Raw genomic sequence first — 24959 nt, forward strand, 5'->3', positions numbered from 1 at the left:
TCGCAACCGGTCGTACGGGGGTGCGACAGGATCTGGGGGGATTCGATGAGCGACATCCTGTACGTGCCGACTCGACGACGCGACAAGTCGGGACAGGTTCGGCTGGAGATGCGCACTCTTCCGGACGGTCAGCTGGCTCTACCTGCCTACACGTCACTGCAGGAATTGGTGCGCTGCTGCGGACCGCGGCAGCCGTGGATGGGTGTCGACAGCGCCGGACTGCAGGAAATCCACCGCACCACCGGATACGACGTGGTCTTGCTCGACGCCGCACAGCCACCACCTGCGGCCGAGGACGAATACCGTCGGTCTGGAGGCTGGCTGCAGGACCCGCTCGGACGGACGCGAACCCGGTGAGCATCGAAATCGGAGATCTCAACGCCGTCGCGCGCCGTCTGGCAACCGGAGCGATCGGGATCAACGACCTCGGATCCGACGCAGCCGAAATACCCGACGCCGGTCCGTCCACCGTGCTGCTCGTAGACACTCTCGGATCGATCGCATCCGCGTTGGACGTGGCAGTCCGGTCGCTGGCCAACGCAGCCGACGTCACCCAGGACAGTCTGCGCGCCTACCAGGAAACCGATGATCACAACGCGCAGGGGATCGCGAAGGCCGGTGAACAATGAGCCTCGACACCCATGTCTTCGGCGACCCCGCCTCGTGCTACGCGTGCGCGGATTCGCTCGCCACTCTCGCAACCGGTGTAACGGATCAGCTGAAGTCGGCACGCGACGGCCGCGCAGAGTCCGAGTACGAGTTCAGGAGCACGGCAGGCGACGAGTTCCGGTCGACGCTCGACGGCATCATCGCCGGAACCACCGAGGCCGCAGACCAGATCGACGTGGTTGCCGCCGCCCTGCGTGTATTCGCCGATGAGCTCGTCACCGCCCGAGCGCGAATGTCGCAAGCCGAGGCGACAGCTTCGGAAGCCGGCATTCCCGTGGAGTTCGGCACCGGGATCGGCGAGCCGATCGAGATCGATCCGAACTCGTACGATGTTGCACCCCAGGTTCTTCGAGCAAAGCAGGTTGCGGCTTACGAGAATGCGGCGGGGCTCGTCGCGGAGGGTCGCGGGATCGAGGTCGCAGCGCACAGCAGGTTCGCGGAGGCACTGCGCGGGCCGACGACGATCCTGAAGGACGCAGAGGCCCAGTGGGGCTGGATGGCGGCGTTCGCAGCCACCGGATATGTGGCGACGGCTTTTTCCGAACTGGCGAAATGGCGTCCGATCGCCGACAGCCGAAGCGCGAACCTGGCCCGATTACACGAACTCGCCGCGGAAGCGGCCCGGCTGGGGGATCCATACCCAGAAGCCACCGCAGCGAGAGCTGTTCGAGCCTTCCAAGGTGGAGCCGACGACGCAGCGCGATTCGCTGCGGAGAACTCCCGGCTGCTCGCAGGGCTCGGTGAAACCAAGTTCGTAGAACTGCTCGGGAAGAACGTCGGCGACTTCATGCCTGACGGATCGACACTGAAATCGCTCGGATCCAAGGTTCCTGTTGTTGGTTTGAGCTTGACCGCATTGCAAACCTACTCCAACGTCAGTGATGCTGACAATGGTGGCGACGCAGTCAAAGCGGTCGCCAAGGACGTCGGCGGGTTCGTCGCGGGCACCATCGCCACCGAATTGATCCTCGCCAGTGCTGCCGGCGGCCCTGTCACACTGCTCGCTGTCGGCGCCGGAGTCGGGGTCGCATTCGGCGTCGGTGAAGCGATCGAACACTGGGACGACATCTCCGGCGCCGCGGGGTCAGCGGCACGCTGGGTCGGAAACCTTTTCTAAGGACTGGAATGGACGCAACGGACCTGCCCCGGATCTCCGACCCGGTTACCGGAGAACCCCGACCTCCCCGCGCGCCGCGGATTCATCGGGGCACGCAGAACACCCCCTCCGACCGAGAGCCACGGAATCCCCCTGAACCACCACGCCATCTGGGCCCCACCCTCGAATGGATCCAGCCCACCGCCCGCGATCCGTACATCGCCGCGCTCATGATGATAGGGATCGCAGTCGCGTATCTCACCCTCACCAACGGAGGATTCCGGTGGATCACTTGGTGGGGCATCTGGCTGATCATGGCCGCAAGTGCATGGGTGATGTTCGGCGCCACAAGAAACCACTGGACCGCCGCCGGTGCCACCTGGGTGCAGTGGCGCACCAGCTGGGTCGACACCTATCACCTCACCCGCATCCGATTCTCCGCCGACGGAACCAACCGCGTCCTACGACTGAAAGACGTACACGGCAACGAAATCCACTCGTTCAAGATCAGCCAGATCCAGGGCAACCCCGACCTCTGGGACCTCGTCTACAACGGCATCCTCCACTCCGTCGCCTCCGGCAACTGCGACATCGACGCCAAAACCCGCCGCATCCTGCAAATCCCCTACGAACTCGGACCACGCCCGGTCAACGACAAACGCAGCAAGGGACGACGCCGCGGATGGTGAACCCCCAGATTGACGCGAGTGCCGCTGTCGCCAGCGCACCCGATGCCAGTGCTCTTTTCTGAGGATGACAATGTCGGAAACAGCCCTGCCTCCCATCCCCGACCCCATAATTGGAGAACCCCGCCCTCCGCGCGCACCACGCATCCACCGGGGCACAGAACAAACACCCGTGGGCCGTCCCCCTCGAAACTGCCCCACTCCACCACCGGACCCCTTCGGACCGATGCTCGAATGGAACCAACCCACGTTTCGCGAGCAGTGTTTCGCTGCAGCGATAATGGCAAGCCTTTCCATCGCCCTTATGTCGGTACAGGCCGGATTCGAATGGGTCCGCTGGTGGTGGTTTTGGGCGATCATGCTCGCCGGCGCCTGGATCATGTTCCGCGCCACAAGAAACCACTGGACCGCCGCCGGTGCCACCTGGGTGCAATGGCGCAGCAGCTGGGTCGACACCTACCAACTCACCCGCATCCGATTCTCCGCCGACGGAACAAACCGCGTCCTACGGCTGAAAGACGCACACGGCAACGAAATCCACTCCTTCAAGATCCACGATCTCCAGGGCAACCCCGACCTCTGGGACCTCGTCTACAACGGCATCCTTCACTCCGTCGCATCCGGCAACTGCGACATCGACGCCAAAACCCGCCGCATCCTGCAAATCCCCTACGAACTCGGACCACGCCCGGTCAACGACAAACGCACCCGAGGGAAACGTCGCGGATGACCAGTCCCGACCTACCACCGATGCCCGACCCGATCACCGGCGAACCTCGGCCACCCCGCGCACCACGCATCCAACGCAGTACCGAATTCACCCCACGAGACCGCCCGCCGCGAAACCCACCTCCTCCTCCCGAATGCGGCCCCAGAATCGAGTGGATCCAACCCACAGCACGTTCGCAGTTCGTCGATGCCGCATTGACCGCGGGAATACTCGCAGCCTTTGGAACGGCGAAGGAAGGCGGTTTCGATTGGATCAGCGAATGGTGGGCATGGGGACTGCTAATACTCTTCCCATGGATGATGTTTCGTGCGACCAAGAACCACTGGACCGCCGCCGGTGCCACCTGGGTGCAATGGCGCACCAGCTGGGTCGACACCTATCACCTCACCCGCATCCGATTCTCCGCCGACGGAACAAACCGCGTCCTACGGCTGAAAGACGCACATGGCAACGAAATCCACTCGTTCAAGATCAGCCAGATCCAGGGCAACCCCGACCTCTGGGACCTCGTCTACAACGGCATCCTCCACTCCATCGCATCCGGAAACTGCGACATCGACGCCAAAACCCGCCGCATCCTGCAAATCCCCTACGAACTCGGACCACGCCCGGTCAACGACAAACGCTCACGCGGAAGACACCGCGAGTGAACCGTCTCGTACCTGACACCGACCTGATTGTCGTCGCATGAGCGCCGCTGCCGCCGCCAGTGTGCCGACAACTCTGATGTCCACTCGTGCGACGCGCACGAACATTGTGGTCGACGATGCGGCGCTGTCTCCTACGGCAACCGCGACGCGAGCAGCTCCGCCAGATGAGTGCCGCGACGATTGGTGAGGTCGCCGATCTGAGTGCGGCACGAGTAACCGTCGGCGAGCACAACCGTGTCGGCGGCGGCGGATTCGACAGCGGGAACCAGCTGGTTGTTCGCGACCGCGACCGACACGTCGTAGTGACCGCGTTCGACCCCGAAATTTCCGGCGAGACCGCAACAGCCGCCGAGCCGGGTGATTTCCGCGCCGGCACGTTTGAGCAGCGCTGCATCGGCATCCCACCCCATCACCGCGTGATGGTGGCAGTGGGGCTGTGCGACGACGGTCGTGCCTGCCAGCGACGGTGGTTCCCAGTCGCCGAGCAACTCGGCAAGCGTGCGAGTCGATTCCGCCACCACGCGGGCCGGCTCGGAGCCGAGCAGTTCGAGGGTGTCGGACCTCAGCACCGCGGTGCACGACGGTTCGATACCGACGATCGGTGTCCCCGCACGGAATAGTTCGGTAACTGTGCGGCCCAGTATCTTTCGGGCATCGTCGAGCTGGCCGGTGGTGATCCACGTGAGAGCGCAACACTGTTGCTTCTCGGTGATCCGGACACGGTACCCGGCCGCCTCGAGGACCTCGACCGCCGCCATCCCGACTTCGGGAGTGAAGTAATCGGTGAACGTGTCGACGAACAGCAGGACAGGCTCGCCCGTGCGTGACCGCTGTCCCGCGGTCTCGGCGAACCAGCGCCGGAAATTGCGGGGTGCGAAGGCGGGTACGTTCCTTCGCCTGTCCATGCCGCCGAGCATCAATCCCGCCGACCCCACACCCGGAACCTTGGCGATCGAGTTGACCACCTTGGGAATTCGCGTGGCGAGTGCTGCCCACTGCGGTAACCGACCGAGGGTGTAGTGACTGATCGGACGTCGGCGACCGCGGTACGTCTGGTGCAGTACCTCCGACTTCCACGTGGCCATGTCGACACCGGTGGGGCAATCCGACGCGCATCCTTTGCACGACAGGCACAGGTCGAGGGTTTCGTGCACCTCCGGCGAGGCCCACCCTCCGGAGACCAACGAGCCGTTGAGCATTTCCTGCAGAGCCCTGGCCCGGCCGCGCGTCGAATCCTTCTCCTCGCGGGTGGCGAGATACGACGGGCACATCACCCCACCGACAGCCGTCGTATCGGCGCGACACTTCCCGACGCCGGTGCACCGGTGCACGGCCTGGGTGAAGTTGCCGTCGTCGTCCCGATACCGGAACGCGAGGCCGGTGCGGACGGCGGGCGCCGCAGGCACGCGTAGGTCGGCGTCGACGGGACGCGGGTCGACGAGGACACCTGGGTTGAGCAGGTTCTCGGGGTCGAAGACGGCTTTGACGGCGCCGAAGAGGCGCAGCGCAGCGCCTGAGTACATCAACGGGAGCAGTTCGCTGCGGGCCCGTCCGTCGCCGTGCTCGCCGGACATCGAACCTCCGTACGAGGCCACCAAACGACCTGCAGCAAAGAGGAATTCGCGGAACAGTCCGGGCATCTCGAGTGGGATGTCGAGCCGGATGTGGATGCAGCCGTCGGCGAAATGTCCGTACGGGTAGCCGGTGATGCCGTAACTGTCGGTGAGCTGCTCGAAATCGCGCAGGTAGTCTCCGATGCGGTCCGGGGGCACCGCGGCGTCTTCCCATCCGGCGTGCGCGGGCAATCCGCGCGGGCTGCGGGCGGACAACCCGGAGCCATCCTCCCGGATGCGCCACAGTGCCGCGGCGCGTGCCGGATCATCGATGTGCAGGGCGTCGATTGCACCGGAGAACTCGACCATCGATACGGCACGGTCGTGGACCTCGCCGAAGTCGTCACCGACGAGTTCGACGAACAGCCACGCCGCACCACGCGGAAGCGGTGGGACCGAGCCGGGCCCACGCCGGGTACGGACGATGTCGACGATGCGCGAATCGAGGCCTTCACACGCCGTGGGACGGAACCGGAGCAAAGTGTGGGCGGCGTTGCCTGCGGCGACGATGTCGGGGTAGCCGAGGGCAACCATGGTGCGCACCGGCGAATCGGCAACCAACTGCACTGTTGCCTCGGTGAGCACACCGAGGGTGCCTTCACTTCCGACGAACAGTTTGCGCACGTCGAAGCGATTTTCCGGAAGAAGGTGTTCGAGTCCGTAGCCGGACACCTGCCTGCCGAACCGGCCGAATTCGGTGCGGATCGTCGCGAGGTTCGCGTCGACGAGATCACGCAGCGGATCGAGCATCGGCGCACTGCCGGGAAGTGAGAGCGGATGTCCGGTTCCGGTGAGGACCTCGATGCCGACGACGTTGTCGGACGTGCGGCCGTAGCCGAGGGCACGAGCGCCGCACGCGTTGTTACCGATCATCCCGCCGATCGTGCAGCGGTTGTGGGTCGACGGGTCGGGGCCGAACCGAAGTCCGTGCGGCGCTGCGGCCCGCTGCACGGTGGCTTGCACTGCTCCTGGTTGCACGCGCGCGGTGCGGTGCTGGGGGTCGATCTCGAGCACACGCCCCATGTGGCGGGAGAAGTCGAGCACCACCCCGGTTCCGACAGCGTTGCCCGCGAGCGAGGTGCCCGCGCCGCGGGAGGTGAGCGGCACTCCTTCACGGCGGCATACGTCGAGGGCAGCCGCTACATCGTCGACGCTGCGAGGGCAGACGACGACCTGTGGCGGCACCCGATAGAGCGAGGCATCGGACGAGTACATCGCGCGAGTGGTGCTGTCGTCTCGAACATCGGAGATCCCCGCTTGGCGGAGGCGAGTGCCGATCGCCGACGAGATCTCCATGCTGACCGATGCTAACTGTGTTGTGTCGCTCGCCGGATCAGGTCGAGCAGAACAATTCTCCATTCGCTTAGCATCGATCCCTGTGTCAGACGATTCCCCGGCTTCGAGCGTCCGTACCGCGCGCCTCATCGCAGTCCTCACCGGCCTGCTCGGAGTCGTCCTGGCAGCGGCCATCCCGTTTCTCCCTGTGAAGCAGGAAGCCGCGACCATTCAATGGCCGCAGAACGACGGCCTCGCCAGTGTCGAAGCGCCGCTCGTGACGTACACACCGCTCACGTTGCGGGTGAGCGTTCCGTGCGCGGCTGCCGCAGCGCTCGGGGACGACGGCGGCACGCTTGTGTCGACGGTGCCTCCGGGCGCACCGGACGCCACGGGCAACGCGCTCGTGATTCGTGCAGTACCCGGCGAGGACGGCGCGCCGGCCACCGTCGAGGCGGTGCTGCGGAACTCGGTGCTCGTTTCCGCGCCGCTCGACGCGCCGTGCACCGCGGTCACCGTAGCGTCCGATTCGAACCGGACCGCGGCGCAGATCGTGGGTGCGGACCCGGCCGTCGACGTCACCGTCGAAGGCGATGTTCGCCCCCAGATGGTGGGGGTCTTCTCCGACCTCGACGAGTCCGCCGTCCCGTTGACCACCGACGCCGACGCCGACCGACTGTTCGTGCAGGCGGAACTGGATTCCCGATTCACGTCCACGCCCACGGTGATCAAACTCGTCGCGATGATCCTGTGTGCTCTGTCCACACTGTCGTCGTTGGTCGCTCTGCACCGCATCGACGGGGTCGATCGCCGCAGGGCACGCAGGTTCCTGCCATCGCACTGGTGGCGGTTCACACCGGCCGACGCCGTGGTGATCGGAGTCCTCCTCCTGTGGCACGTCATCGGGGCGAACACCTCCGACGACGGCTACATCCTCAACATGGCCCGCGTGTCCGGCGAGGCCGGGTACATGGCGAACTACTTCCGCTGGTTCGGGGTGCCGGAGGCCCCGTTCGGCTGGTTCTACGATGTGCTGGTCCTGATGTCGCAGGTGTCGACCGCCAGCATGTGGATGCGGCTGCCCACGCTCATCGCGGCGATCGTGTGCTGGATGATCATCAGTCGCGAGGTGATTCCGCGTCTCGGCGTGGCCGTGCGACACAGCACTGTCGCGTTGTGGACCGCCGGCCTGGTGTTCCTCGCGTTCTGGCTGCCGTACAACAATGGCCTGCGCCCCGAACCGATCATCGCCGTCGGCGCCCTGCTCACGTGGTGCTCGATCGAGCGCGCCATTGCGACCGGCCGCATGCTGCCCGCCGCGGTCGGCGTGCTCATCGCCGCTTTCTCGCTCGCAGCCGGCCCCACCGGGCTGATCTGTGTGGCCGCGCTCATCGCGGGCATCCGTCCGCTCACGAAGCTCATCGTCGCGCGGCGGTCGCTGGTCGGGGTGCTTCCGCAACTCGCCCCGATCCTCGCGTCGGGCACCGTCGTGATGATCGCCGTGTTCGCCGATCAAACTCTGGCCTCGGTGCTCGAGGCCACCCGGGTGCGGTCCGCGGTGGGACCGAACGTGCCGTGGTTCGACGAACGACTGCGCTGGGACGCGCTGCTCACCGTGGCACCCGACGGTTCGCTCGCTCGCCGCTTCGGCGTGTTCATCATGCTGCTGTGCCTTGTCGTGTGCGTGATGCTCATCCTCAGGAAGGGTCGCATCCCAGGTACCGCGATCGGCCCGTCGAGGCGCATCCTCGGGATCGTTTTCGCATCGTTGCTGTTGATGATGCTCACGCCCACGAAGTGGACCCACCACTTCGGTGTCTATGCGGGTCTGGCAGCGGCCGTCGCAGCTCTCGCCGCGATCGGAGTGGGTGCAGCGGGGATACGGTCGGCCCGCAACCGTGCACTGTTCAGCGCGGGTGTGCTGTTCGTGCTCACGATGTCGTTCACGGGGTCCAACGGCTGGTGGTACGTCTCGAGCTACGGCGTCCCGTGGTGGGACAAGCCGCCGTCCATCTCGGGATACGGGTTCTCGACAGTGCTGCTCGCCCTGACGGTGCTCGCGCTGATCGTGGCGGCATGGTTCCATCTGCGCGAACCGTTCGCGAAGCCGAAACCGGCACGGAACGGTCGAGCTCGCGCACTTGCGTCGGCACCGCTGACCGCCGTCGCAGCGGGCGTCGTGCTCTTCGAAGTGCTCTCCCTCGTCAAGGGCGCCGTATCGCAGTACCCGGCCTACTCGATCGCGCGCTCGAACGCCGCCGCCTTCTCGGGCGGGTGCGGTCTCGCCGATCACGTCCTCGTCGAAGCCGACCCGAACTCCACCATGCTCGCCCCGCTGAACGGCCTCGCCGCAGACGCTCTCGGCGCCGGCCGCGCCGACGGGTTCACTCCCAACGGCGTCGCACTGGATCTGACCGCGGACGCCGAGATCACCACCACCGGTGGCGCGAACTCCCTCGAGGCCGACGAAGGCGGCACCACCACCTCGACGACGGCGGGCACCGGCGGTGGGCGCCGCAGTGACGCCGGGATCAACGAGAGCACTGTGCAGCTACCGTTCGGGCTCGACCCCGCACGCACCCCGGTGCTCGGCAGCTACCGGAGCGGCACACAGCACGCGGCCGAGCTCGAATCCGGGTGGTACGCGCTGCCCGAACGCACCGCTGATACACCGCTGCTCGTCGTCACCGCGGCGGGTCGTGTGCAGTACGTCGACCCGGATGGTGTCATCACCCCCGGTCAGGACGTACTCTTCGAGTTCGGTGTCTCCTCGGGTGAGAACGTCGACGCGATCGGGCGGGTCGCACCGATCGACGTGGGGCCGGCGCCGTCGTGGCGCAATCTGCGGGTGCCGAGCGACGCGATCCCCGCGGACGCCGACGCCGTGCGGCTCGTCATCGACGACGGCGACCTGTCGCCGGACCAGTGGGTCGCGGTGACACCACCTCGGATGCCGCAGCTCGACACGTTGCAGACGGTCATCGGTTCCGAGGCTCCCGGCCTCCTCGACTGGTCGGTCGGGCTCGCCTTCCCGTGCCAGCGCCCGTTCGGCCACCGCTACGGTGTCGCCGAGGTTCCCGAGTACCGCATCCTTCCGGACCGCGTGGGCGCCGATGCGACCAACGGATGGCAGGACTCCATCGGCGGCGGGCCCCTCGGATGGATCCCGCTGCTGCTCACCGCCGAGACCGTGCCCACCTATCTGAATCACGACTGGGATCGCGACTGGGGGTCGCTGGAGCGGTACCGACGGATCGACCCGGACGCAGGCACAGCGACCATCACGGTCGATGAGATCACCCGCTCCGGTCTGTGGAATCCGGGAGCGATCCGTGACGGAGTGCCCGATCTGCTCGAATGAGGGCGCGTGACCGCGCTGGTCACTGCCCGATACCATCGACTCCCGTGCCCGACGCCACGACGAACGACTCCTCCCCAGCGGTGACCGCCACACGACCGGTCGGTGAGGACCTGCGTTCGCAGTACCGCACCGCGCGGCTCATCGCAGTCGTCGCCGGAATCATCGGGATGGTGCTCGCCCTCGCGACACCGTTCCTGCCCGTCAAGGTCACCGAGGCGACGGTGTCGTGGCCGCAGAACGGCTCGATGACGGACGTCGAGGCCCCGCTCATGTCGCAGGTGCCCCTGCAGCTGACGGCGACCGTGCCATGCGTCGCGCTCGCACAACTCCCCGAGAGTGGCGGCATGGTTCTCGCAACCGCGCCTTCTCGCGGGCAGGACGCCGCACTCAACGCGATGTTCGTCCGGGTCGGGCCGGAGAACGTCGACGTTCTCGATCGCAATGTCGTGGTCGCGACTGCGCCGCGCGCCGAGGTCGCCTCCCCCGCCTGCACCGAGATCAGAATCTTCTCCGATATCGAGCGCACCACCGCCGAGTTCGTCGGCCTCACCGACGACAACGGCAATCCCCGCGCGGGTGAACTGACCGGCGACCTGCGGCCCCTCGTCGTCGGCGTGTTCAGCGACCTGTCCACCGATGTTCCCGGTCTCGACGTGCAGATCGACGTGGACTCGCGGTTCTCGTCCACGCCCACGCTCGCGAAGTCCCTCGCGATGATTCTCGCGGTGCTGGCGACGGCGCTGGCCCTGGCGGCGCTGGCGAAACTCGACGGCACCGACGGCCGCGGGCACCGACGCTTCCTCCCGTCGCATTGGTGGAAGTTCCGCGGCGTCGACTTCGTGGTGGTCGGCACACTGATCGGCTGGCATTTCTTCGGTGCGAACACCTCCGACGACGGCTATCTGCTCACCATGGCGCGGGTGTCCGATCACGCCGGATACATGGCGAACTACTTCCGGTGGTTCGGTGTCCCCGAAGCCCCGTTCGGCTGGTACTACGACGTGCTGGCCCTGTTTGCGAAGATCTCGACGGCAAGCCCGTGGATGCGTCTTCCCGCGTTGCTCGCCGGGATTCTGTGCTGGATGGTGATCAGCCGCGAGGTAGTGCCGCGCCTCGGTCGTGCGGTCCGGCACAATCAGGTCGCCCTGTGGACAGGCGGCCTCGTGTTCCTCGCGTTCTGGCTGCCGTACAACAACGGTCTGCGGCCCGAGCCGATCGTCGCCGTCGGTGCTCTGCTCACGTGGTGCTCCATCGAACGCGCAATCGCCACCGGACGGTTGCTTCCCGCTGCCACGGCCGTTGTCATAGGCGCGTTCACGCTCGCTGCTGCTCCGACTGGCCTGATGTGTATCGCTGCGTTGATCGCCGGTATCCGGCCCATGACGCGCATCATCGTCCGCAAACATCGCGAGGTCGGCACGTTGCCGCTTCTCGCTCCGATCGGCGCCGCCGGACTGCTCGTGCTCGTCGTCGTCTTCTCCGACCAGACGCTCTCCGCGGTCCTCGAAGCGACCCGGGTGCGCACCATCATCGGCCCCAACGAGGAGTGGTGGAACGACTTCCTCCGCTACTACTACCTGATGGTGCAGACCGTCGACGGTTCGCTGCCCCGCCGCTTCGCGTTCCTGGTCATGGTCCTGTGCCTGTTCACGACGCTGCTCGTGCTCCTGCGTCGTCGTCGCATCCCTGGGATCGCAGTGAGCCCGTCGTGGCGCCTGATCGGCATCGTGTTCGGAACGATCTTCTTCATGATGTTCAACCCCACGAAGTGGACCCACCACTTCGGGGCGTATGCGGGCATCGCAGGCTCCCTGGCTGCGCTGACCGCAGTGATCGTGTCGGCGCAAGCGCTGCGGTCACGCCGCAACCGCACGATCTTCCTGGCAGGGCTGCTGTTCGTCCTCGCCATCTCGTTCGCGGGCATCAACGGCTGGTGGTACGTGTCGAGCTACGGCGTGCCGTGGTTCGACAAGACCGTGTCGCTGTCGGGGTACCAGTCGAGCAGCTTGTTCCTGGTTCTGTTCGGTCTCGCCCTCGTCCTCGTCGCCTGGCAGTACCTGCGCGAAGGCTATGCACCGCCACCGGAGAAACCCACGTCGAAGAAGGGGCAGCGGATCCGTACGTTCGCGGCCGCGCCGCTGACCGTCGTCGCGGCGGCGATGGTGTTGTTCGAAGTCCTCTCGCTGCTCAAGGGCGCCGTGTCGCAGTATCCCGCGTACTCACTGGCCCGTTCGAACGTCGACGCACTGACCGGTTCGACGTGTGGCCTCGCCAACGACGTCCTCGTCGAGAGCGACCCGAACGCCGGGCGGCTCGAACCGATCCTCGATCCTGCGAATCCGCCCAGCGGCGGTGATGCTCTCGCAGGAGCCGGTCCCGTCGGGTTCTCCCCCAACGGCGTCCCGAGCGATCTGACAGCCGACTACGTCGAGGTCAAGCCCGGGCAAGGCAATACCGATACCCAGAGCATCGGACCGACCTTCGAAACCGGGGCAGGCGGCGGCACCACTGGCGGTTCAGGTGCAGAGACGATCAACGGCAGCACCGTGAAGTTGCCGTTCGGTCTCGACCCCGCGGTCACTCCGGTCCTCGGCAGCTACCAGGACGGCGTCCAGGAACCCGCGATGCTCACGTCGAGCTGGTACCAGCTACCCGAACGCAGCGAGGACACTCCGCTGATCGTCATTTCCGCGGCCGGTCGTATCTGGTCGTACGACGACACGGGCGCGTTGACCTACGGACAGTCGTTGCTGCTCGAGTACGGCACCCACAACCCCGACGGAACATTCGAGGTCAAGGGCAGCTACTTGCCCCGCGATATCGGACCCGCGCCGTCGTGGCGGAATCTGCGGATCCCGATTGCGGACCTGCCCGAGGACGCCGATGTCGTCCGCGTCGTCGCGAACGACCCCAATCTGACCGGCGACCAATGGCTCGCGTTCACGCCGCCGCGTGTTCCGCAGCTCGACACGCTCCAGTCGGTGATCGGTTCCGAACAGCCGGTACTGCTGGACTGGGCGGTCGGGCTGCAGTTCCCGTGCCAGCGTCCGTTCGACCACGCTTACGGGGTCGCGGAGATGCCGAACTATCGCATCCTCCCGGATCGTCCGCTGGCGGTGTCGTCCACCGATACCTGGCAGGCTGCCGAATTCGGTGGGCCACTCGGCTTCACCGAGGTGCTCGCGCGGGCCGAACAGATCCCGACGTATCTCGATGGCGACTGGGCCCGTGACTGGGGTTCACTCGAACGCTACGTGCGGTTCTATCCCAACGCCGAGCCCGCCGATGTGGCGACCGATGAGGTTACCCGGTCGGGCCTGTGGAACCCGGGGACGCTGAGGGTCTACGAGCGGTAGGGCAGCACCCGCCCCCGATTGACCGAACGTCACCTTCATACACTCCAAGTGACCGAAGGTGACGTTCGGCCAAACCCCCGCTGGCACACCGGGTTATCCACAGCACGGCATTTCATCCACAGGTCGGTCCACCTACGCGCGCAACGAACCTGTTCTGTCCCTTGTGGTCGGCATCATGTTCGCCATGAAACGGGGAGCCTGGGGCGACGACCCCTCAGCACTGCACGCACTGAGCGTCAACGGGATCATCCGGACCGCGACGCTACTCGACTTCGGTGTCACCTCTGGGGCAATCTCTGGACGCTGCCGCAATGGCGGTCCGTGGCAACGGATCCTGCCAGGCGTCATCGGGTTACACAACGGTCGGCTCAGCACGACCGACCGGCACACGGCAGCGCAACTCTATGGAGGCGCTGATGCAGTGCTCTCGGGGCATGCCGGATTGGCGCTTCACGGCTACCAGCATTCCGCCACAATGAGTGATGTTCTTATCCTCATCCCCCATGAACAACACCGACGGAAATTCTCGTTCGTCGATGTCGAGCGGTCCTCTCGTCTCCCAGATCCCGTGGGCAAGGGAAAACTGCGCGTCGCGCCTGTAGCTCGCTGCCTGCTCGACGCCGCTCGCCGTATGTCGAGAACGGACCGATGCCGGGCTCTGCTGACGTCGGCTCTGCAACGCGGCGACGTCACCGTCGACGAACTGACGCAGGAACTGGCCGAGGGGAGCCGCCGAGGGACTGCCGTGCCGCGATCGGTCCTACGCGAACTCTCCGACGACGCGCATTCTGTCGCTGAAGTGTGGGCACAGAAACTGTACGCGACCAGCGGCTTACCAGCGATGATGCACAACGTGGATGTCGTCACCGAGGACGGCACCTGGATCGCTCGCCCCGACGGCTGGATGGACGACGTCGCCGTGGCGTGGGAGATCGATTCACTCGCGCACCATTTCAGTCCGGCCGACCACGAGAAGACGATGCAGCGCCGAGCCCGTATGCAGCGGCACGGGATCATCGTGGTCGAGCACCTGCCCGCTCAGATCCGAAACTCACCCGCGATGGTTCTCTCCGATCTTCGGGCAGCCGTCGAACACGCTTCCCGGCGCCCTCGACCCCCAGTCCGATTGGCCGAACGTCACCTTCATACATCCCAAGTGACCAAAGGTGACGTTCGGCCATAAAGCGGTGGGTGCACAGAATTCGGTTCCGATTCCCTAGAATGACGAAGGTGACCACCGAAGACATCACCGGCACCAGCTCCATGTCGGCCCGCGCCACCGAAGCGGTACAGCGGAGCCTCACTCCGCGGCAGGAAGCCGCGAGTCGCGACGTCGATCGTTTGATCAAGGCCGGACGGGATCTGCTGACCGCCGGATCACCCGCGCGTGTCGCCGATATCGTGGCCGCTGCCGGACTGTCCAACGATGCGTTCTACCGCTATTTCCGCAGTAAGGGCGACTTCGTCGACGCAGTGGTCGAGGAGGGCGGACACCGCCTCGTCGATCATCTGCGCAGGAAGATCGATGCAGCCGAGACGCCGGAAGCGGCGTTGCGCGCCGGCGCGACCGTGATCTTGAGGCAGGGCATCGACCCCGAGATCGCTGCCGCGACGCGCAACGTCGTGGGCGGGGGCGCCGGCGGACGATCGCATGCCCCGAAGGTGCGGGAGGAGCTCGAGCTCACCCTCGCTCGCGTCCTTGTCGGTCCGATCACCGATCTCGGCTCCACCGACCCGGAGCGGGATTCGACAACGACCGCGATTCTGTTGCTGGCGCAGATGGAACATCTGCTGTGGAAGGACACGACGGACTTCGATCCGGCCACAGAGGTCGAGCACATCCTCACCTACATCATCAGCGCCCTCCACACCGGCTGATCCCCTACGTTTCGCGGGCGGCCCGCTGCTTCCACCCCTCCTCGACAGATGCCCGGCACCTGTCGGGTTCGTCTCCTGCCTGGACGAACAGTGCGGTGAGCATGACAACGCAGTGGTCGACGGTGGTGTGTGGTAGCGGTCCGTTCGCCACGAGCGACACGAGTCCGTGGTCGATCGCCCAACTCTGGATCGCCAGTTCGAGCGGGTCGACGTCGGCGCGGAAGCGGCCCTCGTCCCGCGCTCGTCGCGCAGCCTGGACGAGATATTCCAGGGTGGCGTCTGCCGCCTCGAGATCTTCCAGTTCGACGCTCGCGTCGAACATGACGCGGTACAGGTCGGGGTGATCGAGGGCGTTGTCGACGTAGGACGCGGACAACGCCGCCAGATCTCGCACCGCATCACTCGATGTCTCCACCGTGCGGAACCCGGACTCGAGGCGCGTGAACCCTTCCTGCCGAAGGGCTTTCCACAATCCTTCCATGCCACCGAAGTAGGTGTAGACGGCCATCGTCGACACCCCCGTGCCTGCCACCAGCGAGCGCAGTGTGATGGGTTCGCGGGCTCGCAGCATCTGCGCTGCGCGCTCGACGAGGAGGGTGCGCACCGCTGGATCCTTCGCTCTCACCATGACGACACTTTACATAGCATCGCACTGTTATAGTTTGAAGGTCCGCTTCCGGACTTCGACCACCCCAGGAGACCTCCATGGCCGTCACGCTCGTCAACCCTGCAGAACTTCCGCAGACCGACCTGTACAAACAGGTATCGGTCGCCACCGGATCGAAAATGGTGTTCATCGCCGGACAGGTCGCGCGCGACGCCGACGGCAACAGAATCGGCGAGGGCGACCTCGCCACACAGACCGAGCAGTGCTATCTCAACATCGCCACCGCCCTGACCGAGGTCGGTGCGAGCTGGGGCGACATCGCGAAACTGACCGCCTACATCGTCGACTGGACTCCCGAGAAGATGGCCCAGCTCGTAGAAGGCGGCGGCCGAGCAGCCGCCAAATTGGGAATCGAGGGACCACTGGCACCGCTGACCGGCATCGGTGTCTCGGCACTCGCCGAACCCGACCTCCTGGTGGAGATCGAAGCCACCGCAGTCCTCGACTGACACGCGCAGACTGACACGCGAAAGTCCCACCGGCACAGCCATGTCGACGGCCGGTGGGACTTCTCGGTCAAAACCTCAGAGCGGAAGCAGGTGATGCTTGCGCGGGTTCTTGAACACCTTCTTGTCGCGGAGAAGTGTCAACGCCTTCCGGATCTCGAGACGCGTGGTCTTCGGCTCGATCACCGCATCGATGTAGCCGCGCTCGGCCGCGATGTACGGGGTCGCGACATGCTCGTTGTAGAAGTTGATGAGCTGCTGACGCACCACCGGAGCGTTCTCGCCTGCCTCGGCGATCTGCTTGCGGCCGATCACCGCGACCGCAGACTCCGCGCCCATCACCGCGATACGCGCGGTGGGCCATGCGAAGTTGATGTCGGCACCGAGCTGCTTCGAGCCCATCACCGCGTAGCCACCACCGTACGACTTGCGCACCACGACGGTCACCTTCGGCACCGACGCCTCCACGTACGCGAACAGGAACCGTCCGCCACGCTTGATGACGCCGATCTTCTCCTGGTCGACACCCGGCAGGAAGCCCGGCGTGTCGACGACGAACACCAGCGGGATGTCGTATGCATCGCACACACGCACGAAATGCGCGGCCTTGTCGGCGGCCGCAGCATCGAGCGCACCCGACAGGTACAGCGGCTGGTTCGCGACCACACCGACGGGGCGCCCATCGACACGCGCGTAGCCGGTGATGATGTTCGGGGCAGTCTGCGAGCGGACCTCGAAGAAGTCGCCGTCGTCGAAGATCTTGAGCAGGATGTCGTGCATGTCGTAGCCGGAGTTGTCGGCGTCGGGCATGAACGAATCGAGCTCGATGTCGTCGGTCGTGATCTCAGGTTCGAGACCCGGGTTGATCACAGGAGGCTTCTCCTGCGCATTCGACGGCATGTAGCTCAGATACTGGCGCACCCAATCGAACGCGGCCTTCTCGTCGGGCGCGACATGGTGCACATTGCCGTACTCGGCCTGCTTACGGGCGCTGCCGAGCTCCTCGAGGCTGACATCCTCACCGGTGACCGCCTTGATGACGTCGGGGCCGGTGACGAACATGTACGCCTCTTCGGTCGCCACGACGACGTCGGTGTTGATCGGCGCATACACGGCACCACCGGCGCACTTGCCGACGATGACCGAGATCTGCGGCACCAGTCCGGACAGCGGTTCGGTGCGCTTACCGATCTCGCCGTACCAAGCGAGCGAGGTCACGGCGTCCTGGACGCGGGCTCCGCCGGAGTCGTTGATACCGACGACGGGGCAGCCGATCTTCAATGCGTGTTCGAGAACAGCAGACACCTTGCGGCCGAACATCTCACCGACGCTGCCGCCGAGGACGGTCTGGTCGTGTGAGAAGACAGCGACGGGGCGGCCGTCGACCAGTCCGTGTCCGACGACGACCGCGTCGCCGTAGAACGCGTTCGGATTGCCGGGCGTCTTCATCAGCGCGCCGATCTCGACGAAGGTGCCCTTGTCGAGGAGCATGTCGATGCGCTCCCGAGCGCTGGGGATGCCCTTCTTCGCGCGCTTGGCGATTGCGGCTTCCCCTGCGGGTTCGTTCGCGATCTCCAGTTTTGCGCGCAGCTCGGCCAGTTTTTCTGCCGTAGTGGTCACTACTTTGCTCAGCTCCTCGAGGCCTCGATGTCGGCCAGCTTGCGGGTCAGGTCGGCCCCCACCTTCGCGATGTACGGCTCGTCGACGATCTGCAGGTGATCTCCCCCCACCGGGACGATCTCCAGATTCGCGACCACATCTCCCCACCCACCGTCGGGTTGCCGGGTACCGAACGCCGGCTCGAGGTCGATTGCGTCATCGTGATACTTGTCGGCCATGTACAGCACGACGTCGCCGTCATAGCGTTCGAGCTTCGCCGTCTGTATGGCACGGTTGTCGAGCCACGACGTGCGCTGATGCTCGATGATGCCGCCGGGGATCTCGACACCGCTCATCTCGAGCAGGCCCATGAGAATCTTGATCTGCTCCTCGTCGCTGCCCGCGTCGGCAAGCAGGTCGTACGGAAGCGGCGCCTCGACACCGTAGGTCTTCTTCGCAAAGGCCGAGTAGCGCTGCCAGCGTTTCCGGATCTCCTCCGGAGTGTCCTCGATCTGCTCACCGGCCATGACCGTGTCGAGGAGACCGATGATCCGCACGTCCTTGCCTTCGGCGCGCAGCAACCGGCCGACGGCATAAGCCAGCACGCCGCCTAGCGACCAGCCGTACAGCACGTACGGGCCGTCGCCCTGGATCTCCTTGATCAGCGGCAGGTACACCTTGGCGCGCTCGTCGATCGGCCCCTCGGTGCGTTCGAACCCGTACATCGGGGTATCCGCGGGCAGGCGCCGCAGCAGCGGCTCGTACGCGACGGTCGAGCCCCCCGCAGGATGGAACACGAACACCGGCACCGCCGACGACCCCTCGGGCCGCGGCCGCAGCGCGCGCACGAGTCCGTCGATCTTGTCGGAGGATTCGAGATACTGCCGGACCGTTTCCGAGAGTTGCTCGATCGTCGACGCCTTGCGAACATCGTCGACAGTGATCTCTCCGCCGGACCGCTCGGTGAGCCGCGTGGCGAGACGCTCGGCCGCAGACTCGTCGAGCGTCGGCAACGTATTGAAGATGCCCTTGGCGGACTTCCCGGTGACCACGGCCCACGATGCGAAGGTCAGGCGTTCCGCGGCGTCGCGGGGAGGAACGTCCGGCCCGGACGCTTCGGGGGCAGACTCTCCCTCGGCGACAGGCGCTTCCTGAGCGTCGGCCTCCGACAGGATCTGCTCGGCTTCGCCCAGGATGGTGGTGTCCTCGACCGGCTTCAGAGCCGGCTTCAGCGACGACTCGGTCTCGGCGCGCTCGGCTGCCTTCTCCGCGGCCTGCTCCTCGGCGAGCTGCGCGACCTCGTCGCGGTTGTCCACCGCATAGCGAAGGTACTTCGCAACATCGCGCAGGCATGCGTCCTTGACCGCAGTCAGCTGCAGCTGCGGGATGTCGAATTCGTACTCGACGCGGTTCTTGATGCGTACCGCCATCAGCGAGTCGAGGCCCAGCTCCATGAGCGGGATCTCGGCGGGCAGATCCTCCGGTGCGTAGCCCATGGATTCGGCGACGATCAGCGTCAAGCGATCTTCCAGGGTCTGCGATCCTTCGGGATCCCACTTGTCACCGAAGGTCTCGACGACCTCCGGCAGTTCCTCGACGTCGTCGGACAACCGAGCCGGGGCGGCGATCACCGGGGTGGGAAGAGCCTCACCCGACGTGACGACGCCCTCGTGCACGAGGGTGAAACCGCTCGCCGTGCGGGCGTGGACCTGCACCGACGCACCACCCGGGTGCGGGGTGAGGGTCGTGGTCACGGTGGCTGCATCAGGCAGCTCTGCATGCCGTATGGATGCGGTCAGGGTGACATCGGCGAGCACCTGCGACGCCGCGGTGGTGACGAGTTCCGCGGGATCGGTGACCGCCGTCGCCTGCACCTCCCACACGTGCCTGCCGTCGGGCAGCGCGACATGTGCGCCGGGGACACGACCGTGGCCGGCGCCGCCGCCGATGCGGGCGTCGACCCAGTACGGCTTACGCAGGAACGCGGTACGCGGAATGTCGGCGTAGTCGCCCTCTGGCAGCAGACTGCGCAGATCCACCGGATGCCCGTGGACATAGAGTTGCGCGAGCGCGGTGAGCACGCCGAGCGACTCGTCTTCCTTACGCTTGAGCGTCTGGATGAACACGCCGTCCTGCACACCGGCATCGAACGCGGTGGCGGCGACCGACATCAGCGTCGCGGGATTCGCGTTGAGCTCGACGAACGTCGTGTAGCCGTCGGTGAGCGCCTTCCGGATCGCCTGGGTGAAGTACACGCTGTGGCGCATGCCCTTCGTCCAGTACTCGACCGGGTGGATGCCCGCGTGACCGGCGCGGTACAGCGTTTCCTGATCGACGGACGAATACACATCGACCTTCAGGCGCTGCGGCTCCATACCCGCGAGTTCGGCAGCGAGCTCACCCAGGATCGGGTCGACCTGCGACGTGTGGCTCGCGCCCTTCGTCTGGAGGACCCGGGCGAACTTCTCCTCCGACTCGGCGCGCGCGACGATGGCGTTGACCTGCTCCTGCGGTCCGCCGATCACAGTGTGGGTGGGCGCCGCATAGACGCACACCTCGAGCTGCGGGAAGTCGGGCAGAACCGAGGTGATCTCGTCGGAGCTGTACTCGACGAGCGCCATCAGGCGAATGTCGTCGCCCTCGAGCTGGCCCTCGGCCTCACCCATCAGGCGCGACCGGGCGCAGATCACGCGCACGGCTTCCTCGAGCGACAGACCACCCGAGATGTATGCACCGGCGGCCTCACCCATCGAGTGGCCGACGATCGCTGCAGGATCGGCGCCGTGGTGACGCAGCACCGCGGCGAGACCGACCTGGATGGTGAAGATACCGACCTGCGCGGTCTCGACGTCGTAGTCCTGCGCGTCGTCGAGGAACTTCTCCTTCATGGAGTAGCCCGACTCGTCGAAGATCAACTCGTCGACCTCGTCGACTGCAGCGGCGAACACGGGGTTCTCGAGATACAGCTGCTTGGCCATTTTGCGGTGCTGCGCACCGAAGCCGGACAATACCCACACCGGGCCGTTCGCGGCCGGGCTGTCGGCGGCGAAGACGTTCGGCGCGGGCTTTCCTGCAGCGACGGCACGCAGCCCGGCGATCGCCTCGGCGCGGTCGGCGGCGATGACGACGGCACGGGACCGGCCGTGGTTGCGACGCGACAGCGTGCGGGCCACATCGGCCAACGCAGTGGTGCTACCCGATTCGGTTTCGAGCCAGTCGGCGAGATCCGCCGCGGCGCGGCGACGACGCGACGGCATCGGTGCGGACACCGCAAGCACGACGGGCAATTCGCGTGCGGGCTCCGGCACCACGGCATGCTGCGCAGCCTCGGCGCTGTCGGGCAGAACCTCGACCTCGGCCTCGGAGTCGATCTGGCCTTCCGGCCCGGTGTACTCGCGCACCACGACGTGCGCGTTGGTGCCACCGAACCCGAATCCGGAGATGCCCGCGACAGCGCGGCCCGAATAACGGGGCCACTGCGCACCCTCCGGGATCACACGGAGACGGGCCTTGTCGAATGCGATGTACGGGTTGGGCTCGGTGTAATTGAGAGAAGCCGGGAGTGCGTTCTCGCGCATCGCTAGAACGACTTTGATCAGGCCCGCGGCGCCTGCGGCAGCCTCGAGGTGCCCGAAGTTGGTCTTCGCAGAACCGAGCAGGGCCGGCTTGTCGGCGTCGCGGCCGCGGCCGACGACACGGCCGAGGGCGTCCGCCTCGATCGGATCACCGAGCACCGTGCCGGTGCCGTGCGCCTCGATGTAGTCGACACCCGACGGCAGGATCTGCGCGTCGCGGTAGGCGCGACGCAGCACGTCCGCCTGGGCATCCGGGTTGGGCGCGACCAGACCGTTGGAGCGTCCGTCCTGGTTGACGGCCGATCCGGCAACCACGGCGAGGATGTTGTCGCCGTCGCGTTCGGCGTCCTCGAGCCGTTTGAGTACGACGAGGCCACCACCTTCCGAGCGGACGATGCCGTTTGCGTCCGCCGAGAACGCCTTGATCTTGCCGTCGGCGGTGAGCATGCCCGTTTCGTGGAAACCGAGTGTGCCGGCGGGGGCGAGCAACATGTTGATGCCACCGGCGATCGCCACGTTTGCTTCACCGCCGCGCAGTGCACGCACCGCCTGGTGGACCGCGACGAGCGACGACGAGCATGCGGTGTCGATGCTGATCGACGGGCCGCGGAAGTCGAAGAAGTACGAGACACGGTTGGAGACGATCGATGTGGACGTGCCGGTGATCGCGTACGGGTCGGCCGCCGACGAATCCGACGCCGCGATGAGCATGTAGTCGTTCGCGGACGAGCCGATGAACACACCGACCGAGCCGCCTTTGAGGTCGCTCGCGGGGATGTGGGCGTGCTCGAGGGCCTCCCAGGTCAACTCGAGCGCGAGACGCTGCTGCGGGTCGACCATCTTGACCTCGCGCGGCGACATGGCGAAGAACTCGGCGTCGAAGCCCTTGACGTCGTCGAGGTAGCCGCCGCGCGTGTTCGCATTCGCGATCGCCTCGGAGACGAGCGGGTCGCCGTGGAACTCGGACCAGCGGCCTTCGGGCAGGTCGGTGATGCCGTCGCGCCCCGACGCCAGCAGGTCCCACATCTGGGCGGGGGTGTCGATGTGTCCGGGAAGACGCGTCGACATGCCGACGATCGCGATGTCCTTCGAGCCGAGAGCGCCACCGGCGACATAGAACGTGTCGTCGGCGCCCTCCGGCACCTCCGGTTCGCCCTCGATGATGCGAGTCGCCAGCGACGCGATCGTGGGGTGCTGGTACGCGACAGTCGCGGTCAGCGTGACACCGAGGAGATCCTCGATGTCACCGCTGAGCGCCACAGCGTCGCGCGACGCCAACCCGAACTCCTCCATCGGACGATCGTCCGAGATCTGGGAGACCGGCTGGCCGGTTGCGTCGGCAATCCAGTTCCGCAGCCATTCGCGCAGCTGCGCAACGGTCATTTCAGTGTCAGCCATCAACCCACCACGCTACCTGGACAGAGGACAATTTCTTACACGCTGTCGGGGAACGCCTGCTGCTGGTATCCACCACGCAGCGTTCCCTCGATGTAGGCAGCCTTGCATGCCCGCCGCGCAATCTTCCCACTCGATGTGCGAGGGATGGATCCGGCCGGTACGAGAAGCACATCGCGCGCGGTCACGCCGTGTCGCGCGGAGATCGCGGCACGTACGGCGTCGGCGATCGGCTGCGGGTCTGCCTTGCCTGCGCCCGGGGCGCGCTCGGCCACGATGACGAGTTGCTCGGACGAGTCGTCGGTGTCGAACTGCAGGCCGGAGGCCGAGTTGTCGAACACGACCTTGGGCAGTTGGTTCGCAGGCACCGCGAACGCGGCGACGAAGCCCGGGCGCAGCGCGGAGCTCGCTTCCTGAGCGGAGAACTCGAGATCCTGCGGGTAGTGATTGCGCCCGTCGACGATCACGAGGTCCTTGACGCGACCGGTGATGTACAGCTCACCGTCGACGTAGACGCCGTAGTCACCCGTGCGCAGCCAGTTGGCGTCCTCGGGCGTGCCTTCCGCCTGACTCTTCTCTGGAACCCGCTTCGTGATCTTGTTGTGGAAGGTGTCGGCGGTCTCGTCCTTCCGACCCCAGTAACCGATTCCGATGTTGTCGCCGTGCAGCCAGATCTCTCCGACGTGACCTTCCGGAGCCTCTGCGCCGGTCTCGGCGTCGACGATCGCGGCCCACTGACTGCGGGCGACATAACCGCACGAGACCTGCGGGATCGCGCCGGGCGCATCGCGGTCGACGAGTACGACCCGGCCGGCGTTGAGCTCGTTGCGGTCCACGTAGAGGACCTTGGCTTCCTCGGAGTTCTTCGTCGAGGACACGAACAGCGTGGCCTCGGCCATGCCGTACGACGGCTTGATCGCGGTCTTCGGCAGTCCGTAAGGCGCAAACGCCTCGTTGAACTTGCGCATGGACGACGTCGTCACCGGCTCACTGCCGTTGATCAGACCGATCACGTTGCTCAGGTCGAGGACCTCGCCGTTCTTCGGGACGCCGCGCGCTGCCGCGTGCTCGAACGCGAAATTCGGTGCGGCCGCGAACGTCCCTGCCCCGTCGGAGACCGCGGCGAGTTCACGGATCCAGCGGCCTGGCCGCTGAACGAAGGCGCGGGGACTCATGATCGTGATGTATTTGCCACCGATCGCCGGGAGGATGACGGTGAGCAGGCCCATGTCATGGAACAGCGGCAGCCAGGTGACACCTCGAGAGTTCTCGTTGAGCTCCATCGAGTCGGCCATCTGGATCACGTTGGTGAGCACAGACCGGTGGGTGATCTCCACGCCGGCGGGCACCCGCGTCGATCCGGACGTGTACTGGAGGTATGCGATGTCATCGCTGGTCGCCTCAGGACGCTTCCATGAGTCGGCGACGGTGTCGGGGATCGCGTCGACGGCAATCACGCGGGGGCGCTGTGCAGCGGGGAGGGGGCGGAAGAACTGGCGCACACCCGCAGCGGACGAGGTGGCAGTGAGGATGGCGCTGGGCGTGCAGTCGCCGAGGACAGCGTGCAGGCGGTCGGTGTGCCCCGGCTCGTCCGGATCGAAGAGCGGCACGGCGATGACACCCGCATAGATCGCTGCGAAGAAGGACACCACGTAATCGAGGCCCTGGGGCGCCAGGATCGCGACGCGGTCGCCGGGACTGGTGACCTGCTGAAGCCGAGCAGCGATCGCACGGAGCCGCACACCGAACTGCGCCCAGGTGAGCTCGTCCACATCGCCATCACGGTTGCTCGAGTAATCGATGTACCGGTAGGCCAACTCGTCACCGTTGGAGGCAGTGTGCTGCTCGAGGTGATCGAGCAGCGTGCTGCCGTCCGGCAGTTTGATCTGCCCGTACTCATCGATGAACTCTTCGAACCCGACGCTCAATTCCTTCTCCCTGTCGAAGCGATCCCACAACCACT

16 protein-coding genes are annotated in these 24959 nt (G+C 66.0%); 11 read left to right on the forward strand and 5 right to left on the reverse strand.

Features of this window, described 5'->3' with window-relative positions; genetic code table 11:
* The first annotated feature begins 45 nt into the window (after positions 1 to 45).
* The 6 genes from MWU77_RS10710 (at position 46) to MWU77_RS10735 (ending at position 3831) form a co-directional block, all read left to right on the forward strand.
* The gene (locus MWU77_RS10710; protein WP_247273642.1) at positions 46 to 357 is read left to right on the forward strand and encodes an SseB family protein; all 312 of its coding nucleotides are present in this window, start codon (positions 46 to 48) and stop codon (positions 355 to 357) included.
* Positions 354 to 629 carry a hypothetical protein gene (locus tag MWU77_RS10715; RefSeq protein WP_169689267.1) on the forward strand — a complete coding sequence of 92 codons (276 nt, stop codon included), beginning with the start codon at positions 354 to 356 and terminating at the stop codon, positions 627 to 629. Before MWU77_RS10710 ends, MWU77_RS10715 begins: the two co-directional genes overlap by 4 nt.
* Positions 626 to 1786, forward strand: a complete 1161-nt coding sequence (locus tag MWU77_RS10720; protein ID WP_247273643.1) for a hypothetical protein — start codon at positions 626 to 628, stop codon at positions 1784 to 1786. The genes MWU77_RS10715 and MWU77_RS10720 overlap by 4 nt, the downstream gene beginning before the upstream one ends.
* Positions 1787 to 1794: 8 nt before the next feature.
* The gene (locus tag MWU77_RS10725; RefSeq protein WP_247273644.1) at positions 1795 to 2454 is read left to right on the forward strand and encodes a solute carrier organic anion transporter; all 660 of its coding nucleotides are present in this window, start codon (positions 1795 to 1797) and stop codon (positions 2452 to 2454) included.
* A gap of 301 nt (positions 2455 to 2755) precedes the next feature.
* A complete protein-coding gene (locus MWU77_RS10730) occupies positions 2756 to 3181 on the forward strand; it encodes a hypothetical protein (RefSeq protein WP_247273645.1) in 426 nt (141 codons plus the stop codon).
* Between the two features lie 296 nt (positions 3182 to 3477).
* On the forward strand, positions 3478 to 3831 hold the full coding sequence (locus tag MWU77_RS10735; protein ID WP_247273646.1) for a hypothetical protein: 354 nt from the start codon (positions 3478 to 3480) through the stop codon (positions 3829 to 3831).
* A 131-nt stretch (positions 3832 to 3962) separates the two neighbouring features.
* Here MWU77_RS10735 and MWU77_RS10740 read toward each other — a convergent pair whose 3' ends face one another.
* Positions 3963 to 6740 (reverse strand): FAD-binding and (Fe-S)-binding domain-containing protein, encoded by a 2778-nt coding sequence (locus MWU77_RS10740; protein ID WP_247273647.1) that lies wholly within the window; start codon positions 6738 to 6740, stop codon positions 3963 to 3965.
* Between the two features lie 76 nt (positions 6741 to 6816).
* On the opposite strand from MWU77_RS10740, the gene MWU77_RS10745 reads away from it, so the two are divergent.
* The 4 genes from MWU77_RS10745 (at position 6817) to MWU77_RS10760 (ending at position 15314) form a co-directional block, all read left to right on the forward strand.
* Positions 6817 to 10080 carry an arabinosyltransferase domain-containing protein gene (locus MWU77_RS10745; protein WP_374229874.1) on the forward strand — a complete coding sequence of 1088 codons (3264 nt, stop codon included), beginning with the start codon at positions 6817 to 6819 and terminating at the stop codon, positions 10078 to 10080.
* Between the two features lie 44 nt (positions 10081 to 10124).
* Entirely contained in the window at positions 10125 to 13436 is a 3312-nt protein-coding gene (locus tag MWU77_RS10750) for an arabinosyltransferase domain-containing protein (RefSeq protein WP_247273649.1), read from the forward strand.
* A 184-nt stretch (positions 13437 to 13620) separates the two neighbouring features.
* Positions 13621 to 14619 (forward strand): hypothetical protein, encoded by a 999-nt coding sequence (locus MWU77_RS10755; RefSeq protein WP_247273650.1) that lies wholly within the window; start codon positions 13621 to 13623, stop codon positions 14617 to 14619.
* Positions 14620 to 14666: 47 nt separating this feature from the next.
* Positions 14667 to 15314, forward strand: a complete 648-nt coding sequence (locus MWU77_RS10760; protein WP_169689259.1) for a TetR/AcrR family transcriptional regulator — start codon at positions 14667 to 14669, stop codon at positions 15312 to 15314.
* A 4-nt stretch (positions 15315 to 15318) separates the two neighbouring features.
* Here the strand turns inward: MWU77_RS10760 and MWU77_RS10765 are convergent, their stop codons facing one another.
* Positions 15319 to 15942 carry a TetR/AcrR family transcriptional regulator gene (locus MWU77_RS10765; RefSeq protein ID WP_169689258.1) on the reverse strand — a complete coding sequence of 208 codons (624 nt, stop codon included), beginning with the start codon at positions 15940 to 15942 and terminating at the stop codon, positions 15319 to 15321.
* 77 nt (positions 15943 to 16019) lie between these two features.
* Here MWU77_RS10765 and MWU77_RS10770 point away from each other — a divergent pair, with 77 nt between their 5' ends.
* The gene (locus MWU77_RS10770) at positions 16020 to 16430 is read left to right on the forward strand and encodes a RidA family protein (protein ID WP_247273651.1); all 411 of its coding nucleotides are present in this window, start codon (positions 16020 to 16022) and stop codon (positions 16428 to 16430) included.
* Positions 16431 to 16505: 75 nt separating this feature from the next.
* On the opposite strand, the gene MWU77_RS10775 is transcribed toward MWU77_RS10770, so the two are convergent.
* Genes MWU77_RS10775 through fadD32 form a run of 3 tightly spaced genes read right to left on the reverse strand, consistent with a single transcriptional unit; the run spans position 16506 to position 24924 of the window.
* Positions 16506 to 18047 (reverse strand): acyl-CoA carboxylase subunit beta, encoded by a 1542-nt coding sequence (locus MWU77_RS10775; protein ID WP_169689256.1) that lies wholly within the window; start codon positions 18045 to 18047, stop codon positions 16506 to 16508.
* 8 nt (positions 18048 to 18055) lie between these two features.
* Positions 18056 to 22984 (reverse strand): polyketide synthase Pks13, encoded by a 4929-nt coding sequence (pks13, locus tag MWU77_RS10780; RefSeq protein ID WP_281499337.1) that lies wholly within the window; start codon positions 22982 to 22984, stop codon positions 18056 to 18058.
* A 50-nt stretch (positions 22985 to 23034) separates the two neighbouring features.
* A complete protein-coding gene (gene fadD32 / locus MWU77_RS10785; RefSeq protein WP_247274098.1) occupies positions 23035 to 24924 on the reverse strand; it encodes a long-chain-fatty-acid--AMP ligase FadD32 in 1890 nt (629 codons plus the stop codon).
* Between the last annotated feature and the right edge of the window lie 35 nt (positions 24925 to 24959).

Source organism: Rhodococcus sp. F64268 (assembly GCF_023015605.1).
GTDB lineage: Bacteria > Actinomycetota > Actinomycetes > Mycobacteriales > Mycobacteriaceae > Rhodococcus.

What these genes read in the sequence shown, in the direction of transcription:
- MWU77_RS10710 (WP_247273642.1), top strand. Translation starts at nt 46, where the DNA reads ATGAGCGACATCCTGTACGTGCCGACTCGACGACGCGACAAGTCGGGA.
- MWU77_RS10720 (WP_247273643.1), top strand. Translation starts at nt 626, where the DNA reads ATGAGCCTCGACACCCATGTCTTCGGCGACCCCGCCTCGTGCTACGCG.
- MWU77_RS10725 (WP_247273644.1), top strand. Translation starts at nt 1,795, where the DNA reads ATGGACGCAACGGACCTGCCCCGGATCTCCGACCCGGTTACCGGAGAA.
- MWU77_RS10730 (WP_247273645.1), top strand. Translation starts at nt 2,756, where the DNA reads ATGTCGGTACAGGCCGGATTCGAATGGGTCCGCTGGTGGTGGTTTTGG.
- MWU77_RS10735 (WP_247273646.1), top strand. Translation starts at nt 3,478, where the DNA reads ATGATGTTTCGTGCGACCAAGAACCACTGGACCGCCGCCGGTGCCACC.
- MWU77_RS10740 (WP_247273647.1), bottom strand. Translation starts at nt 6,740, where the DNA reads ATGGAGATCTCGTCGGCGATCGGCACTCGCCTCCGCCAAGCGGGGATC.
- MWU77_RS10755 (WP_247273650.1), top strand. Translation starts at nt 13,621, where the DNA reads ATGAAACGGGGAGCCTGGGGCGACGACCCCTCAGCACTGCACGCACTG.
- MWU77_RS10765 (WP_169689258.1), bottom strand. Translation starts at nt 15,942, where the DNA reads ATGGTGAGAGCGAAGGATCCAGCGGTGCGCACCCTCCTCGTCGAGCGC.
- MWU77_RS10770 (WP_247273651.1), top strand. Translation starts at nt 16,020, where the DNA reads ATGGCCGTCACGCTCGTCAACCCTGCAGAACTTCCGCAGACCGACCTG.
- pks13 (WP_281499337.1), bottom strand. Translation starts at nt 22,984, where the DNA reads ATGACCGTTGCGCAGCTGCGCGAATGGCTGCGGAACTGGATTGCCGAC.